The 16270-nt window shown below is 63.4% G+C and carries 13 protein-coding genes and 1 tRNA gene; 9 read left to right on the forward strand and 5 right to left on the reverse strand.

What is annotated here, in order from left to right:
• The first annotated feature begins 29 nt into the window (after window positions 1-29).
• The 8 genes from ACY3GB_RS17550 (at window position 30) to cyoE (ending at window position 7254) form a co-directional block, all read left to right on the forward strand.
• Window positions 30-779, forward strand: coding sequence for an SPOR domain-containing protein (locus tag ACY3GB_RS17550; protein ID WP_463089866.1), 750 nt, complete (start codon window positions 30-32; stop codon window positions 777-779).
• Window positions 780-810: 31 nt separating this feature from the next.
• The gene (locus tag ACY3GB_RS17555) at window positions 811-1422 is read left to right on the forward strand and encodes a thiol:disulfide interchange protein DsbA/DsbL (protein ID WP_463089867.1); all 612 of its coding nucleotides are present in this window, start codon (window positions 811-813) and stop codon (window positions 1420-1422) included.
• Window positions 1423-1574: 152 nt separating this feature from the next.
• A tRNA-Met gene (locus ACY3GB_RS17560) sits at window positions 1575-1651 on the forward strand.
• A gap of 742 nt (window positions 1652-2393) precedes the next feature.
• Window positions 2394-3338 carry a ubiquinol oxidase subunit II gene (gene cyoA, locus ACY3GB_RS17565; RefSeq protein ID WP_326980796.1) on the forward strand — a complete coding sequence of 315 codons (945 nt, stop codon included), beginning with the start codon at window positions 2394-2396 and terminating at the stop codon, window positions 3336-3338.
• Between the two features lie 6 nt (window positions 3339-3344).
• Window positions 3345-5387 (forward strand): cytochrome o ubiquinol oxidase subunit I, encoded by a 2043-nt coding sequence (cyoB, locus tag ACY3GB_RS17570; protein WP_463089868.1) that lies wholly within the window; start codon window positions 3345-3347, stop codon window positions 5385-5387.
• Window positions 5388-5402: 15 nt separating this feature from the next.
• Window positions 5403-6014 (forward strand): cytochrome o ubiquinol oxidase subunit III, encoded by a 612-nt coding sequence (cyoC, locus tag ACY3GB_RS17575; RefSeq protein ID WP_046156641.1) that lies wholly within the window; start codon window positions 5403-5405, stop codon window positions 6012-6014.
• On the forward strand, window positions 6014-6334 hold the full coding sequence (cyoD, locus tag ACY3GB_RS17580; protein ID WP_463089869.1) for a cytochrome o ubiquinol oxidase subunit IV: 321 nt from the start codon (window positions 6014-6016) through the stop codon (window positions 6332-6334). Before cyoC ends, cyoD begins: the two co-directional genes overlap by 1 nt.
• Before the next feature lie 11 nt (window positions 6335-6345).
• Window positions 6346-7254, forward strand: coding sequence for a heme o synthase (cyoE, locus tag ACY3GB_RS17585; RefSeq protein ID WP_463089870.1), 909 nt, complete (start codon window positions 6346-6348; stop codon window positions 7252-7254).
• A gap of 70 nt (window positions 7255-7324) precedes the next feature.
• Here the strand turns inward: cyoE and ACY3GB_RS17590 are convergent, their stop codons facing one another.
• The 5 genes from ACY3GB_RS17590 to fepB all read right to left on the reverse strand — a co-directional run bounded on the left by ACY3GB_RS17590 (window position 7325) and on the right by fepB (window position 14843).
• On the reverse strand, window positions 7325-7876 hold the full coding sequence (locus ACY3GB_RS17590; RefSeq protein WP_463089871.1) for an ankyrin repeat domain-containing protein: 552 nt from the start codon (window positions 7874-7876) through the stop codon (window positions 7325-7327).
• The gene (locus ACY3GB_RS17595) at window positions 7877-9631 is read right to left on the reverse strand and encodes a hypothetical protein (protein ID WP_463089872.1); all 1755 of its coding nucleotides are present in this window, start codon (window positions 9629-9631) and stop codon (window positions 7877-7879) included. It abuts the gene before it with no gap.
• The gene (locus tag ACY3GB_RS17600) at window positions 9616-10863 is read right to left on the reverse strand and encodes a hypothetical protein (protein ID WP_463089873.1); all 1248 of its coding nucleotides are present in this window, start codon (window positions 10861-10863) and stop codon (window positions 9616-9618) included. The genes ACY3GB_RS17595 and ACY3GB_RS17600 overlap by 16 nt, the downstream gene beginning before the upstream one ends.
• Entirely contained in the window at window positions 10863-13625 is a 2763-nt protein-coding gene (locus ACY3GB_RS17605; protein WP_463089874.1) for a type VI secretion system Vgr family protein, read from the reverse strand. The genes ACY3GB_RS17600 and ACY3GB_RS17605 overlap by 1 nt, the downstream gene beginning before the upstream one ends.
• A 216-nt stretch (window positions 13626-13841) precedes the next feature.
• On the reverse strand, window positions 13842-14843 hold the full coding sequence (gene fepB, locus ACY3GB_RS17610; protein ID WP_463089875.1) for a Fe2+-enterobactin ABC transporter substrate-binding protein: 1002 nt from the start codon (window positions 14841-14843) through the stop codon (window positions 13842-13844).
• A 301-nt stretch (window positions 14844-15144) separates the two neighbouring features.
• On the opposite strand from fepB, the gene ACY3GB_RS17615 reads away from it, so the two are divergent.
• Window positions 15145-16269: an efflux RND transporter periplasmic adaptor subunit gene (locus ACY3GB_RS17615; protein ID WP_463089876.1), complete on the forward strand. Its 1125-nt coding sequence runs from the start codon at window positions 15145-15147 to the stop codon at window positions 16267-16269.
• Window position 16270: the final 1 nt, after the last annotated feature.

A 16270-nucleotide genomic window follows, 5' to 3' on the forward strand; every position in this document is an offset into this window, starting at 1 on the left:
CTGTCCAACAGACATAGCGGTAGTGGTGAATGGCTAATCGAGACCTGAAAAACTCCCCCAGACCGTCGCGCGGGCGCGGCAACTCCTCCTCGTCGCGCAGCGGCGGAGGCGGCATGATGGCGGGCATCATCATCGGCCTGATCGTCGGCGTGGCGGTGGCGGTGGGGTTGGCGATGTATCTGAACCGCTCGCCGGCCGCCTTCCAGCCCAAGAACGAGCGCAAGGCGGAAGCGCCGCAGCCGCCGACCGAGCTGCTGGCGCCGGGCACCCGCATTTCCGAGGCCGCTTCGGCCACGACGCCGGCCGCGCCGCCTCCGGCTCAAGCGCCGCAACAAGCCACGCTGGATTCCACCGAGACGGTGCCGCTGCCTCCGCCGGCGACGCCGCACGAAGCCAAGCCCAAACCGGCGCAGCAAGCGCCGGCAAAGACCGGTAAGGATGAGCAGCGCTTCGATTTTTACAAGATTCTGCCGGGCCAGGTGGACGCGGTCACCTCCGACGCCAAGTCCTCGCGTTCGGGGGAACCTTCGGCATCGGCGCCTGCCAAAAAAGTTTATTTGCAGCTGGGCGCGTTCCAGAACCAGGACGAGGCCGACAACCTGAAGGCCAAGCTGGCTTTGCTGGGGGTGGAGGCCAAGATCCAGTCGGTCAACGTGCCTGACAAGGGGATGGTCCACCGGGTCCGCGTCGGCCCGTTGAGCCGGCAGGACGACGTGGAGCGCATCCGCGCGCAGTTGAAACAGGACGGCATCAGCGCCAATGTGGTGAAGGCCGAGTAAGTCTCATCTCTCCAAGTAACGGGAAAAGAACATGAAGAAATGGTTGTTGTTGGCAATGCTGGCGGTCAGCGGCATGGCGAATGCCGCGATCCAGCTGGGCAAGGACTACACGATGCTGAGCACGCCCCAGCCGGTGGCCGATCCCAAGAAGGTGGAAGTGATCGAATTCTTCTCCTACCACTGCATCCATTGCTATGACGACGATCCGGCCCTCAACGCCTGGGCCAAGACCCTGCCGGCCGACGTGAGCTTCCGCAAGGAGCAGATCGTTTGGCAGAAGTCGATGGAAGGTTTCGCCCGCATGTTCGCCACCTTCAACGCCACCGGCACCTTCGACAAGCTGCATCGTCCGGCTTTCGAGGCGCAGATCAAGCAGCGCGTGGATTTGTCCAAGCCTGAGCAGTTCACCGGCTGGATCAAGCAGCAGAAGGGCGTCGATAGCGCCAAGCTGCTGCAGACCTACAACTCTTTCGGCATCAACGCCCAGGTGGCGCGCGCGAGCAAGATCACCCGCGACTACCAGATCCAGGGCACGCCGACCGTGATCGTCAACGGCAAGTACGTGGTGGTGACCAGCACGCCGGAACGCATGATCCAGGTGATGAACGAGCTGGTGGCCAAGGCCCGCGCCGAGAAGAAGTAATTGGATTTGGCTTGATGCGAGAAGGCGGCCCTTGGGCCGCTTTTTTGTTGCCGCGGCGTCTCTCAGATCGGGAAGAAAGCGGGTGACAGGTGCTTTTATGTAAAAAGTTCTTGACGCGCTTTTAGCTTTGCCTTAATATGCAATCTCTCTGACGCGGGGTGGAGCAGTCTGGTAGCTCGTCGGGCTCATAACCCGAAGGTCGTAGGTTCGAATCCTGCCCCCGCAACCAAATACCAGAAAAGCCGAATCGATGTTTTGATTCGGCTTTTTGCGTTTCTGTCGATCTTTTCGCCTCGCGCGCGTTTGCCAAGCAAAGTTGCCCGCACCCGTCATGGGGCGATGGGGATCGCCATTTTTGCTTCTTGTCCAAACTTTCTCCGGTTCGGCGCTGTGCCGAAAGAAATATTTTTTGTAACGATTTGCAACCGCCGACATGTCTTGGTCATGTTGATGACTTTGTCCTAAGTGGTTGTTGCTCCGGCAGAATGCGGCGAGGGGCGTCCTTGATTTTTGTCAATCGAATGGCATATTTGCTGGCAGCGCGGTGTTGATCATAGTCAAGACTCTTGAAATATTGGCTGGAACTGTTTCTAATACGCCCGCCCGCCCTTGAGGGCCGCGACGATTTGTCGCAGCGCGACGGTGTCGGGCATTGATGTTTGTGCTTGCCGAATTCCTGTCTTCCCGCGCCGCATGCGGCGTTTCACTCGGGCAGTGATCTTCAGCTGTCACGCCATCGTCCGGAAGCGATTGTGGAGTCGCTTCCCGCCGTATCCGGCGCAGGCCGCCGGTGGGGCCGGTCGCGGAATATCCGCGATCCCTAAACTTTTGGTTTGATCTGGACGGATGGGACCGCGCCCGGCGCTGTCGCTTCTTGGTCTGGCAAGGAACTGTTTTCTTGGCGTTGGAGCGCAGCTCGCAACGCCTGTTGCGCATCTGCGCGCCAAAGGATTTTTAACCCGAAAAGTCGTATGATGAGAAACCATAGACCCTCCCGCCTGATGCGGGGGCTGGCGCCTGTGGTGATCGCCCTGCTGTCGGGATGCCAAGGCGGCATTCTCGATCCCAAGGGCCAGATCGCCGCTGAGCAGAAGTCCCTGATCCTGACGGCAACTGCGCTGATGCTGCTGGTGGTCATCCCGGTGATCGTGATGACCTTGGTTTTCGCCTGGAAGTACCGCGCCAGCAACAAGGACGCCGCCTACGAACCGAAATGGTCGCACTCGACCAAGATCGAAATCGTGGTCTGGCTGATCCCCTGCATCATCATCGCCTTCCTGGCGACGCTGACCTGGAAGAGCACGCACAAGCTCGATCCTTATCGTCCGCTGGAGTCGGACAAGAAGGCGATTCAGGTGCAGGTAGTGGCGCTGAACTGGAAATGGTTGTTCATCTACCCCGAGCAGCAAATCGCTTCCGTCAACGAGCTGGTATTCCCGGCCGATACCCCGGTGAGCTTCAAGATCACTTCCGACGCGGCGATGAACTCGTTCTTCATCCCGCAGCTGGGCGGCCAGATTTATGCGATGGCCGGCATGCAGACCCAACTGCACCTGATCGCCAACGAACCGGGCACCTACAAGGGCTTCTCCGCCAACTACAGCGGCGCCGGCTTCTCCGGCATGAAGTTCAACGCCGTCGCCACCAAGACCCCGGCCGAATTCGAAGCCTGGGTGGCCAAAGCCAAGGCTTCCGGCAAGGCATTGGACGCGCCCGCGTACCTGAAGTTGCTCAAGCCTAGCGAAAACAATGCGGTGGAATACTACGCGTCGACCACGCCGTACTTGTTCGAGGCCGTGCAGCACAAGTACATGGCCGCTCGCCCGTCGCTGGCCGACAGCGACGACGCCATCAAGCTGACCAAGATGACCAAAGAACTGTGCGCCGCGATCACGCCGCCGGTTGTGAAGGAGTAACAATCGATGTGGTTAGGTAAACTGACTCTGGACGCGATCCCGTTCCATGAGCCCATCATCATGGGGGCGCTGGGAGGCGCCGGCCTGATCGGGCTGATGCTGTTCGCGCTGATCACCAAGTTCGGCAAGTGGGGCTATCTCTGGAAAGAGTGGCTGACTTCGGTCGATCACAAGAAAATCGGCGTGATGTACATCATCGTCGCCATGATCATGCTGCTGCGCGGCTTCGCCGACGCGCTGATGATGCGTACCCAGCTGGCGATGGCCACCGGCGGCGCCCACGGCGTGTTCCCGCCCGAGCACTATGACCAGATCTTCACCGCCCACGGCGTGATCATGATCATCTTCATGGCGATGCCGTTCATGACGGGCCTGATGAACATCGTGGTGCCGCTGCAGATCGGCGCGCGCGACGTGGCTTTCCCCTTCCTGAATTCGCTGAGCTTCTGGCTGCTGGTGTCCGCGGTGATCCTGGTCAACCTGTCGCTGGGCGTGGGCAACTTCGCCCGCACCGGCTGGGTGGCCTATCCGCCGCTGGCCGAGCTGGGGTTCAGTCCTGACGTGGGGGTGGATTACTACATCTGGGCCTTGCAGATATCCGGCATCGGGACGACGCTGACCGCGATCAACTTCCTGGTGACCGTGATCAAGATGCGCGCCCCGGGCATGAAGCTGATGGACATGCCGATCTTCACCTGGACCTGCACCTGGGCCAACGTGCTGATCGCCACTTCCTTCCCGATTCTGACCGGCGCGCTGGCCATGCTGGCGCTGGACCGCTACCTGGACTTCCACTTCTTCACCGCGGAACTGGGCGGCAACGCCATGATGTACCTGAACCTGTTCTGGGCCTGGGGCCACCCCGAGGTGTACATCCTGGTTCTGCCGGCGTTCGGCATCTTCTCGGAAGTGGTGTCCACTTTCGCCGGCAAGCGCCTGTTCGGCCACAAGTCCATGATCTACGCCAGCGGCGCGATCTCGGTGCTGGGCTTCATGGTTTGGCTGCACCACTTCTTCACGATGGGCTCCGGCGCCAACGTGAACGCCTTCTTCGGCATCGCGACGATGATCATCTCGATCCCGACCGGCGTGAAGCTGTTCAACTGGCTGTTCACCATCTACAAGGGCCGCCTGCGCTTTGAAACCCCGATCCTGTGGACGCTGGGCTTCATGGTGACCTTCTCCATCGGCGGCATGACCGGCGTGCTGCTGGCGGTGCCGGGTGCCGACTACGTGCTGCACAACAGCCTGTTCCTGATCGCCCACTTCCACAACACCATCATCGGCGGCGCCGTGTTCGGCTACCTGGCCGGCGTGTCGTTCTGGTTCCCGAAGGTGTTCGGCTTCAAGCTGAACGACAAGCTGGGCAAGGCCTCGTTCTGGTTCTGGCAGATCGGCTTCATGTTCGCCTTCATGCCGCTGTACGTGCTGGGCTTCTTGGGCATGACCCGCCGCCTGAACCACACCGACAACCCGGCCTGGGAGCCGTGGCTGTACATCGCCCTGTTCGGCGCGCTGCTGATCGCCGCCGGCATCGCCTGCCAGCTGCTGCAGATCGCGGTGAGCATCCGCGACCGCAAGAAGCTGGTCGACGAAACCGGCGACCCGTGGAACGGCCACACCCTGGAATGGTCCACGTCTTCCCCGGCGCCGTTCTACAACTTCGCCAAGCTGCCGCAAGTGCATGACATCTACGCCTTCACCGACATGAAGGAAAAGGGCGTGGCCTACGCGGTGCCGAAGTCGTACGAGCCGATCCACATGCCGCGCAACACCGCGGTGGGCATCTATATCGGCGCCTTCGCCACGGTGCTGGGCTTCGCGTTGATCTGGCACATCTGGTGGCTGGCCATCGTCGGCCTGGTGGGCATCGTCGGCTGCATGCTGGTGCGCGCCTACGACAACGACCTGGACTACTACGTGCCGGTGGACGAAGTGGAAGCGATCGAGCGCGCCCGCTTCGAGAAGCTGGGCATCGACGTCGACAACTACACCGAGCGTGATCCGGCCCAGCCGAAAAAGGCTGCGCGTCCGACCACCACCGCGTAACGGGTTGAATCTGACATGACGACTTATGTAAAAGAAGCGCACGCCGCGCACGACGACCACGAGCACCACGACAGCGGTTCGCAAACCGTGCTGGGCTTCTGGTTCTACCTGATGACCGACTGCATCCTGTTCGCGACCGCGTTCGCGACCTACGCAGTCCTGTTCCGCAACGTGGCGGAAGGCGTGTCCGGCAAGGACATCTTCGATCTGCAATACGTGCTGGTGGAAACCGCGGCCCTGCTGCTGTCCTCCATCACCTACGGCTTCGCGATGATCGCCGGCCACAAGGGCAACAAGTCCGCCGTGCTCGGCTGGCTGGCGGTGACCTTCCTGTTCGGCGCCGCCTTCATCGGCATGGAAATCAATGAATTCCATCATCTGATCTCCGAAGGCCACGGCCCGCAGAAGAGCGCCTTCCTGTCGGCCTTCTTCGGCCTGGTGGGCCTGCACGGCCTGCACGTGACCGCCGGCCTGCTGTGGATGGGCGTGATGATGGCCGAAGTGGTCAAGACCGGCTTGACCGGCCGCGCCATGACCCGCCTGAACTGCCTGTCGCTGTTCTGGCACTTCCTCGACATCGTGTGGATCTGCGTGTTCACCGTCGTCTACCTGAAAGGAGCCATGTGATGAGCCACGCCCATGACAATGCCAGCCACGGCACCGTGAAGAGCTACATGGTCGGCTTCCTGCTGTCGGTGGTGCTCACCGCCATCCCGTTCTGGATGGTGATGGGCGGTGCCTTCACCAAGCAGGCGACGCTGATCGGCATCCTGGCGATGGCGGTGGTGCAGATCGTGGTGCAGCTGAAGTACTTCCTGCACCTGGACTTCAGCAAGGAAGGCAAGCTCAACACCTTCTCCTTCCTGTTCACCGGCATGGTGATCGTGCTGCTGGTGGTCCTGTCGATCTGGATCATCTACACCGCCGACGCGCTGATGATGCGCTGAGGAAGGCTGAGTTGAAGTTCAAGCGTTATCTTCAGGTCACCAAGCCGGGCATCATCTTCGGCAACCTGATCTCGGCCGCCGGCGGTTTCCTGCTGGCGGCGCAGGGATCGATCGACTGGTGGCTGCTCGCGGCCACTGTCATCGGCTTGTCGCTGGTGGTGGCTTCCGGCTGCGCGATCAACAACTGCATCGATCAGGACATCGACGCCAAGATGGCCCGCACCCAGAAACGGGTGCTGGTCACAGGCGCGATGAGCACCAAGGCCGCGCTGGCGCACGGCGCGGTGCTGGGCCTGGCGGGCTTCGCCCTGCTGTGGTTCTGCACCAATCCGCTGGCCACCGGCTGCGTGCTGTTCGGCTTCGTGATCTATGTCGGCGTGTACAGCCTGTACATGAAGCGCAACTCGGTGTACGGCACCCTGGTGGGCAGCCTGTCCGGCGCGGTGCCGCCGGTGGCCGGCTACTGCGCCGTCACCGGCCGCTTCGACATGGGCGCGGCCATCCTGCTGCTGATGTTCAGCCTGTGGCAGATGCCGCACTCGTACGCGATCGCCATCTTCCGCTTCAAGGACTACGAAGCGGCCGGCATCCCGGTGCTGCCGGTGGTGAAGGGCATTTCCGCCGCCAAGCAGCAGATCGTGCTTTACATCCTGGCTTTCGCCGCGGCGACCGTGATGTTGGTGTACGGCGGCTACGCCGGCTACGGCTACCTGGCGGTGGCGGTGGCCACCAGCCTGTGGTGGCTGAAGATGGCGCTGTCCGGCTACAAGCGCGAGACCGACGACCGCGCCTGGGCGCGCCAGGTGTTCTTCTTCTCCATCATCACCATCACCTCGCTGAGCGTGATGATGGCGGTGGACGGACAGACGCCGCCGCACAGCCGCGTGGTGATGACCGCGGACGCGGGCATGTATCGCTAAGATCGATTCGTTCCATGCCAAACGGGGAGCTGCGCAAGCGGCTCCCCGTTTTTGCTTGGCCATCCGGAATTCAGTTTTTCCTCAAGGCTGCCCGCATCGCAGCTTGCTGTTTCACCGGGAGTTTGGCTACATAGTCGGCCGGTTTATGGCCGTACTTGTCGGCATCGCTCAGGGATGCGCCGCGCTTGACCAGATAAGACGCGATCGCGGGCGTCGAGTCCAGAACGGCCGCCATCAACACCGTGATTTCGCTGGTGCGTGTGGATGCGTTGACATCAGCCCCTCTGGCGATCAGATCCTGAACGATGTTCATATCTTTGGCGGCCACTGCGTAAAACAGCGGCGTGTTGCCATCGTAGCCGTCAGCGTTGGGATTGGCGCCGGCCTTTAGCAGCGCCTGCACCGCGGCGCGGTTGCGGGCGTCGATCGCATAGACCAGCGGCGTCTTGGAGACATCGTCGAGCGACTGGTCGACGTCGCAATGCTGCCTCTCGACATAGGCGGCGACGGCCGGGGCGTCGGCATGGCTCAGCAACTGCCGCCAGCCGTCTCTGTCGCAGGCGGCCAGCGCGTGCTGTGTCAGCAGCAGGGCGCCGAGGCCCAGCAGGGCATGGATTTTCATTCAGAAGCTCCGGAAGGTTTTTACCCAGGTATCGTAGGGGCGGCTGCGTTGCGGGGGAAAGTAGGTCCATGGGGTGTAGTGCAGCTTGGCGTATTCGGAGGCGGTGCGCGGCGTGTACAGATAGCCTTCCTTCATCGCCTTGGCTTCATCCGCGCTGACAGAGGCGCCGCCGCTGCCCACTGCCGCGACTTCATGGGATTTGGGATCGAAGTTGATCTTGAACGAGGCAAGCTTCTTTTTGCCGTCGTCGAATTGCTTGCGGTAGATCTGCGCCGATTTGTTGATCGACTCTTCCACTCCCATCGCCGACGGCTGCCCGCCCGGGCCGACGCCCATCAATTTGTTGTAGCGGCCGTTTTTGGCCCAGCCCTGCTCCTGCTTCATCGTCGCCAGCAGAACCTTGGGATTCAGCTTGTAGTTCTGCGCCGCCTTGTAGATCAGCTCATCGGCTTTATAGGTATCGACCAGCACAGCATTATTGGCCTTGAGAATGCTGCTGATCTGTTCCTGATTCAGCGCGCTGCAGTCTTCGAACTCGTCATCTGGAATCGGTTTCTCCAGCGGATTGCGATCCTTCGGCACCTCCACCTTGGATACCGGCTTGCGTTCCTTGTTGTGATGCTTGTGGGTCTTGGACCGGGTCTTGTCGATCTCGGGTTCCTTGTGGTCGGCGTCCGGGCGCGACAAGCCGTCGCACAACACTTTGGGGCTGATCACGCACAGGTATTTATGGAACACGCTCTCTTCTGCCTGCACCGGGGGGAGCTTCTTGGCATCGCCTACCGGTCCTTTCACCTTGACGCTGATCTTGTCCTTGGGATCGTGGCCGAATAGCGCGCCAGTGTCGCCGTCTTGGTCGGTTTTGCCGGTGATGGTCTGGTCGCCGTGGCGGATTTCGTACCAGACATCGATCATCGGCTGAAGAATGCGATCGAGGAACTTGACCTGGATCTTGGTCTCGTCGGCGATCTGGTGGCCGTCCAGCAATGCGTAGACCACGGCGCGCTTGCCGTCGACTGCCGGCTTGGCGATCAGCTCGTTGTGGATGGTGCCGAACAGGCTGTAGTCCTGCTCCAGAATCTTCAGCAGCCGGATGTAGTTGTCGATGCCCTTGACCGTTTGGCAGCCTTCGCTCCAGTTGCTGGTGCGGTTGTTCGGGCCTTCGCCGCCGTAATGGATGTTGTGTTCGTAGGTCGTCGACGGCGCGTTGGGTTGGTCCGGGCTGAATTCGTATTCCGGGGCCTTTGCCGTGCCAGTGTTTTGGGCGCGGAAAGCAAGGCCTTTTACTATCCTCAGCGCCCGGTAGTTGTGGCGCTGGACGAAATGGTGCGTGCTTTGCATTTCCGCCAGGCTGGCATGGTCGTGGTACGACGATATCTTATGATTGCCCAGTTTGTACTGGTACAGACCGTTGATCAGCACCCGGCCGGCCAACTGGCCGTTCTGCTTGCTGTAGGGTTCGGTGTTGAATTCGAATTCGGCGACTTTTTTCTGGCCGGACGCGTCCTTGTAGACGACGAACAACGTGTCGTCGAAGACTTTGTTGCTGTCCTTGACGACCTTGCCGTGGTCGAAGCCGCGCGCGCCTATCAGGTTGACACGGCCGTTGGCGGTCTCGAACGCGAAGCCGTCGACATTGTTCTTGCCGTTGGCGGCGGCGTGATGTTCGAACAGCCGCTGCAGGATGTCGTACTTCTGTTCCTCGCTGTATTTGCCGAAGTCGAAATCCTTGTACTTGTCTACCTGGTTGCCCATTGCGCCTCCTGGCGGCCGGCAGGGCCGTAGATGCTCAGTTGGTAGCTATCCTTGTCCGGCGTGAACTGCGGGCGCGCGTAAGCGAAGAAGAAGTAGGGGCTGCCCTGCGGCTGCAGATAAGCTTTGCCGAAGCCATCGGTCCGATTGGCGAGAAACGCCTGGGTCAGCGTCAGGCCGGACAACGCCTGCAACTGGCCGCCAGTGTTCTTGCCGAGTATCAGCTCATTGCCCTCCACGTCGGCGGCGGACAGACGCAGCCGCCGGCTGCCGCCGGCGCCGCTGGCTTGCGCGTCGCGCAGCGCGACGGCGAATGGAATCTGGTATTGCCGGCTGGCCGGGTCCTTGCGGCTCAGGATGACATCGTCGATGCCCTGATCGGCCTGGCCTTGCTGCAGTTGCGCAGCCGGACCGGTGCAGGGGCGATCGCTCAGTAGCGGCCAGGGGTTCTGCTCGGTGTAACTCAGGCAGCGAGGGGCCCCGGCTAGCTGCTTGGCGGCCTTGTCCAGGTCGCGGGCGATGAAGCGGACCAGTCGGAATTCGGCGCTGTTCTGGCTGGCTTGCCGGTCCAGCAACCGGAGCTTGCTGATGGCGACATCGGAGAATTTCGCTCCCGGTTCGATAGCGGAGATCTTCAGCTCCAGCTTGGCGATTTCGGCGCCTCCGGCGTTGACCAGCAGCAGCCGTTCGGCGGTGTTCAGCGCATTGTCCGATTTGCCTGTGATCTTGTCGTCCGACTGGTTAGTGAAGGCCACCGTTTTCAGTTCCCGCTGCAACTGGGGCAGCGAGTATTCACGGGCGTGGTAGCTGAGGGCGAAGCGGCGCATTTCAAACGGCTTGTCCTCATGGGCCCGGTACAGGCTGATGGTGACGCTCTTCGGCGAGGCGTTCTGGAACTGGGTGGCCGCCGACTTGGCGTAGCCCGGAGTCAGCGCGACGGCGAACAGCGGGCTCGGCTTCGCCAGCGTCAGCGTCAGCGTCGCTGGATTGGCGATCTGCTCGGATTCGCGCGACGTTTGCTCGCCATGGAAAACCCAGGCCTTGGCCGGGCTCGCGTCGAACAGGTTCTTCGCCGAATACTGCGCCGGCGTCGAGCCGGCCAGCGTCTGGCTGGCGTGAAGCTGCAGCGTGTTCCAGCCCAGGTCTACCGAGACGTCCTCGGGCTGGTTGGCGGCATCTGTAGCGGCGGACAGCGCCAGCGCGCCGATGGCGAAAATAGCGTAGCGATGATTCATTACAGGATTTCCCATTCGCCTGATCCGATCAGGGCCTTGATGTTGTTGACGCCGGGCAGGTGGATGCGGTCGGTCATGCCGCTGCCGTCCAGCGCGCCGGCCGCGAGTTTCTTGCCGGTGTCGGCGGAGTAGTAGACGTATTTCTTGCCGCTGAATTCAGGATGGGCCTCGGTCAGCAGCTGGGCGTCGATCTGCTCGGTGCAGACGATCTTCTTGTACTGAGGCTGCGACCAGTCCATGCTAGCCGGGCCGTCCAGCGTATGGCTGGCACCCTTTACCGTTACCTTGCCCGGCGCGTGGACCTCGATATTGCCGCCCTTGATGCGGATGTAGGCGCCGCCGGCGGTCAGCAGAATCTCGTCGCCGGCATGGACGATGATCTTGTCCTTGCAGGAGGTAATGGTCAGGTCCTTATCCGCCGTCAGCTCCATCGCGTCGCTCTGCGCCTGCACCTGCACCTTGCCCTTCGCCGCGATCAGCTTCAGCGCCACCTTGTCCTTCACCCCCGCCACGAACAGGCTGATGTGCTGGCCGACGTTGTGCAGCCAGCGCCGTCCTGTCGCGTGGTTGGCGTCGCGCTGGGCGACCAGATTCAGGTTCTGGCCAGCGCTGAGGGTTTGGCTTTGCTCGGTCAGGGAGGCGATGCCGGCCGGGCCGGACAGCACCAGCAGCGGCTGTTGGCCGGCTTGCTCTTTCGCCGTTTTGCCGTCCTTGTCGGTATTCGATCCGGCTTCCCAGGCTTTCAGCGCGTCGACGTGGTGCTGCAGGTGGCCGTTTGTCTTCTTGCCGGCCTTGGCGTTGTCCGGGCCGATCTCGTCGGGGCCGGTTTCCATGCTGTCGGCCAACTGGCCGGTGGCGGTTTCGGCCAGCGCTTGCGAGAGGCTCAGCGCAGCGTCGAGCTCGCTCTGCGCGTGCTCGCGCGCCAGTTGCTTGCCGGATGCGCCGTTCTGCGCCTCGGTGGTGAGCAGCAGGCCGTGGGCGGCGCGGATGGCGCCGTGGTGGTCGGTGCGCAGTTCGAAGCCGTCGCCGCGCGGCTGGGCCTTGCCGTTGCTGCGCGGGTGGGCGAGGTAGCCCTGGTTGAGCTGGGTCTTGCCCGGTTCGCTGGATAGCTTGGCGCGCACTTCGCCGGGGGTGTCGTCGAACAGCAGCTCGTTGTAGCCGCCGCCCTGGTGTTCTTTGCTCTTGATGCCGGACAGGGTCTTGTTGGCGGGGAGCGAACCGGCGCCGCTGAAGTCGGGCGTCGGGTGGCTGCCGTTGTACAGCACGCCGGTGATCACCGGCCGGTCGATGTCGCCTTCGATGAAGTCGACCAGCACTTCCTGGCCGAGGCGCGGGATGAACTGGTGGCCCCAGCCGGCGCCAGCCGACGGCATGGCGACCCGCAGCCAGCAGGAGGATTTGTCGTCCAGCGCCGCGCCGATGGTCGGGTGCTCGTCCGGGCGCTGCCAGTGGAACTGCACCTTGATGCGGCCCTGGGCGTCGGTGTGGACTTCCTCGCCGGCGGGGCCGACCACGGTGGCGGTCTGCACGCCCAGGCTGGTGGGTTTGGCCGAGGCGGTGCCGGCGTAGGCCGGGGTCAGCGGGATGCCGCGGCGCTGCGCCTGGATCCGGGTGCGGAACGGGGCGTCGGCGGGCTCGCCCGCCGGCAGGATGGCTTTCAGGTCGGTCGGCAGGTTGTTGCGCACCTGGAAGCTTTGGCCGGTGACGACGAATTCGCGCTGCTCGTGGCTGTCGGCCTCGTGCGCCGGGTGGTCGTCCAGGCGGAACCACTGGCCGGCGGTCAGGCCGCGGATGGAGCCGCCGCCTTCGAAGGTCTTGGCCTGCAGGTCGTGCGCCTGCTGCCGCAGCCGGGCGTAATGCGACAGCTGCTCGGCGTCGCCGGCGTAATACAGGCCCTGCGGATCGTAGTCCTGCAGGCTGGATTGCAGCGCCTGGCCGCCCTGGCCCTGGTCGATCTGGCTGCTGTCGCCGGTGTGCTGGGTGGACACCGGCTGGTAGTCGAAGGTGGCCAGCGCTACGTTGCCGGGCACGATCTGGCGGCTGGCGTTCCAGTCGGTGAGGCCGTCCTCTTCTTCGGTGGCGTCGCTGCGGTGGAAGCGGACGCGCTCCACCTCGGCCGGCGGCAGGCTGTAGGCGTCGTCGAACACCGCCAGCTTGACCTGCGGGCTGTCGCCGTCGACATGCTCGAAGCGCCAGGCGTAGCCCTCTTCATGCAGCAGGCGGACGATGAAATCGAAATCGCTCTCGCGGTACTGCAGGCAGTAGCTGCGCGGCTGCGCCGGGCCGACCTTGAACTCGATAGTCTGGGCGCGGGCGAACACCGGGTTGGCCGCCTGGTGCTCGCGGACGATCTGCTGGACGATGTCCGGCACGCTCAGGTCCTGGAACACCCGCGAGGTGCGGCGGTGGCGCAACAGCGCGATCGGCGGCTCGATGGTCAGGCCGTATTGGGCGAAGCCGCCGTCGGAACCCATCAGCCGGGCCTGGCTGACCACGCCGCAGCGGATGGTTTCCCGGCCCTGGGCGTCGGCGATGCCGATGCGGGCGGACTGGCCGAGCAGGGTCTTGAGTTCGATGGCGCCGTCGGGGGAGAGGCAGGTAACGGCATAGCGATAGGCCTTGGACACGCCCTCTTCGCCATCCAGGCTTTGCGGCAGCAGCTGCTCGGCGGCGACGGATCCGCTGCCCAGCTCCAGGGTGAGCAGGCGCTGGTCCTGGGTGAAGGCGGAGGCGAAGGAGGAAAGCAGGCTGTCAAGGTCCATGTCGTGTTCCAGCACAAAAACCCTCTGATGAGGGTTATATGTGAATTAACCTGTTTTTAATCCAGCCATTTTACGGAGTGCAGTCAATCAGGAACAGCGGCAAAAGATTTGACCTGCACTATTGGACAGGTGATTTATTTGGAATAAATTTTCCAGATTGCGACAGATCGACACCGCCTCCGTGGATTTTATCTATCTGGCTCTAGCTAAAGGCTTCTAACTGAACTGCTTGCGCAGCCGCGCTAGCAGATTGCGCGCGCTGTAGTAGTCCAGGCGGAAGGTGTCCAGCCCGGCGGCGTACACCTGCCTGGCCTTCACCGCCGGACTGTCGGCCAGGAAGGGATTGGCCAGCACCTGCGGCACCTGGTCCTGATCGGCGTTGAACAGGATCATCGACTTGCCTTGCAGGCCGTCGGCGAACTTCTCGCCGGTCAGCTGGATGATGTCGTGGCGCACGCCCATGCTGGTATTGCCCTTGACGCTGTCCGGCGCGGTGGCCAATTCAAAGCCCAGCGACTGCAGCAGCTTGCCCTGCGCCGATTGCGGGGTCCACAGATTGGCGCCGGAGCCGTCCTCGTAATAGACCAGCGCCGAGGTGGGCTGCGGCGGCAGCTTCAGCGCCGCCTTCAACTGGGCGGCTTCGGCGTCGAAGCCGGAGATGGCGGCGCGGGCGTCGGTTTCGTGGCCGGTGGCCCGGCCCAGCAGCGTGGCCAGCTCCTGCCAGCTCTTGTCGTCGTAATTCACCACCAGGGTCGGGGCCATCTGGCTCAGCTGCTCGTACAGTTTCAGCGCGGAGTCGCCGCCGGTGCCGGCCATCACGATCAGGTCCGGCTGGGCGGCGATGATGGCTTCGGCATTGGGCTCGCCCTGGTATAGCGGCGTCACGCCGCGCTGCTTGGCCACCGCGCTCCACTGAGTGAAGAAGCCTTGCTCGTCGGTGACTTTGGAATGGGCGGCGCTGCCGCCGCTGGCCACCACCGGCGCATGGATGGCGAGCAGGGTGCCGGTCAGCGTTACGCTGGTGGAGACGATGCGCTGCGGCATCTTGTCCAGCGTCACCTTGCCCTTGGGCGTGTCCAGCGTGCGCGGCCAACCGGCGCCGGCGGCCGCCGCGTCGCTGGATTGGGTGGGAGCGTCGCAGGCCGAGAGCAATGCGGCGAGGCCGGCTGCGACGGCCAGGCGCAGCGCATCGCGCCGCGTGGCGGGGAAGAGCGGCATGGCGTGTTTCCTTTGCATTCGTAAGAGCGTTCTGCGATTTTATTGCAAATAATAAGCATTATCATTAACATTGTCGCTCATGCCAAGATTCCCGTCTCAATTCGGGGAATCCGCCTGCAAGCTCATGCGAGCGGCGGACGAGCGGAGGGCGTTTCGCCCGTGCCCGGCCGTCGCTTGGACACTGGACTCGATTGAGCCCGGAACGAGAGCCGCCAAGCCCGCTTTGCGATGACGGCATGCGTCCGCGCGCGAATCTGATGGGGGGATGGTTCCCGTTTCCGCGGCCGGAATGCACTGGAATATGCGGATATTGACGGTTGTTGCGATGGCGGCGGGCCTGGCCGGCTGCGGTGGGAAGGAGCCAGCGCCGGAGGCGGGCAAACCGCCCGAGGTGGGCGTGGTGAAGCTGGAGGCGAAGGATGTGGCGGTAAGGGCCGAATTGGCCGGCCGCACCGTCGCCTACCGCAGCGCCGAGGTCAGGCCGCAGGTGAGCGGCATCGTGCTGAAGCGCTATTTCACCGAAGGCAGCCTGGTCAAGGCCGGCGACCTGCTGTACCAGATCGACCCGGCCGGCTATCAGGCGGCGTTGCAGCAGGCTGAGGCGACGCTGGCGTCCGCCCGCGCCGCGTTGGGCAGCCTCAAGGGCCGCGCCGAGCGCTATGCCGAATTGGCCAAGATAGACGGCGTCAGCCGCCAGGAGCGCGAGGAGGCGGACGCAGACTATCGCAAGGGCCTGGCGGCGGTAAAAGCCGGCGAGGCGGCGGTGGCCGCGGCCAGGGTGGATTTGTCGCGCACCCGCGTGCTGGCGCCGATCTCGGGCCGCATCGGCCGCTCCGTCGTCAGCGAGGGCGCTTTGGTCACTTCGGGCCAGAGCGCGGCGCTGGCCACCATCCAGCAGCTGGACCCGATGTACGTCGACATCGTCCAGTCCAGCCAGGATTTGCTGGCATTCAAGCGCCGTCAGGCCGACGGCGAGCTTGAGCCCGCCGGCGCGGCCGCCAGGCTCAAGCTGGAGGACGGCGCGCCGTACCGGCATCCCGGCAAGCTGCGCTTCACCGAGTTGAACGTGGACCGCGTCTCCGGCGCGGTGACGCTGCGCGCCGAATTCCCCAATCCCGAGGGACTGCTGCTGCCCGGCATGTATGTGCGCGCCGAGCTGGAGCAGGGCGTGCGCCGCCAGGTGGTATTGGCGCCGCAGCAGGGCGTGGCGCGAGACGACAAGGGCCGCGCCACCGCGTTGGTGCTGGGTTCCGGCGACAAGGTCGAGCAGCGGGTATTGACGACCGAAGGCACCCACGGTGCCTACTGGCTGGTGACGACGGGGCTGAAGGCCGGCGATCGGCTGATCGTCGACGGCCTGCAGCGGGCCCGCCCAGGCGAGGAGGCGACGCCGGTGGCCTTGCCGGCCCTGGCCGGGAGGAGCTGAG

Source organism: Chromobacterium sp. Ag138, from assembly GCF_055181315.1.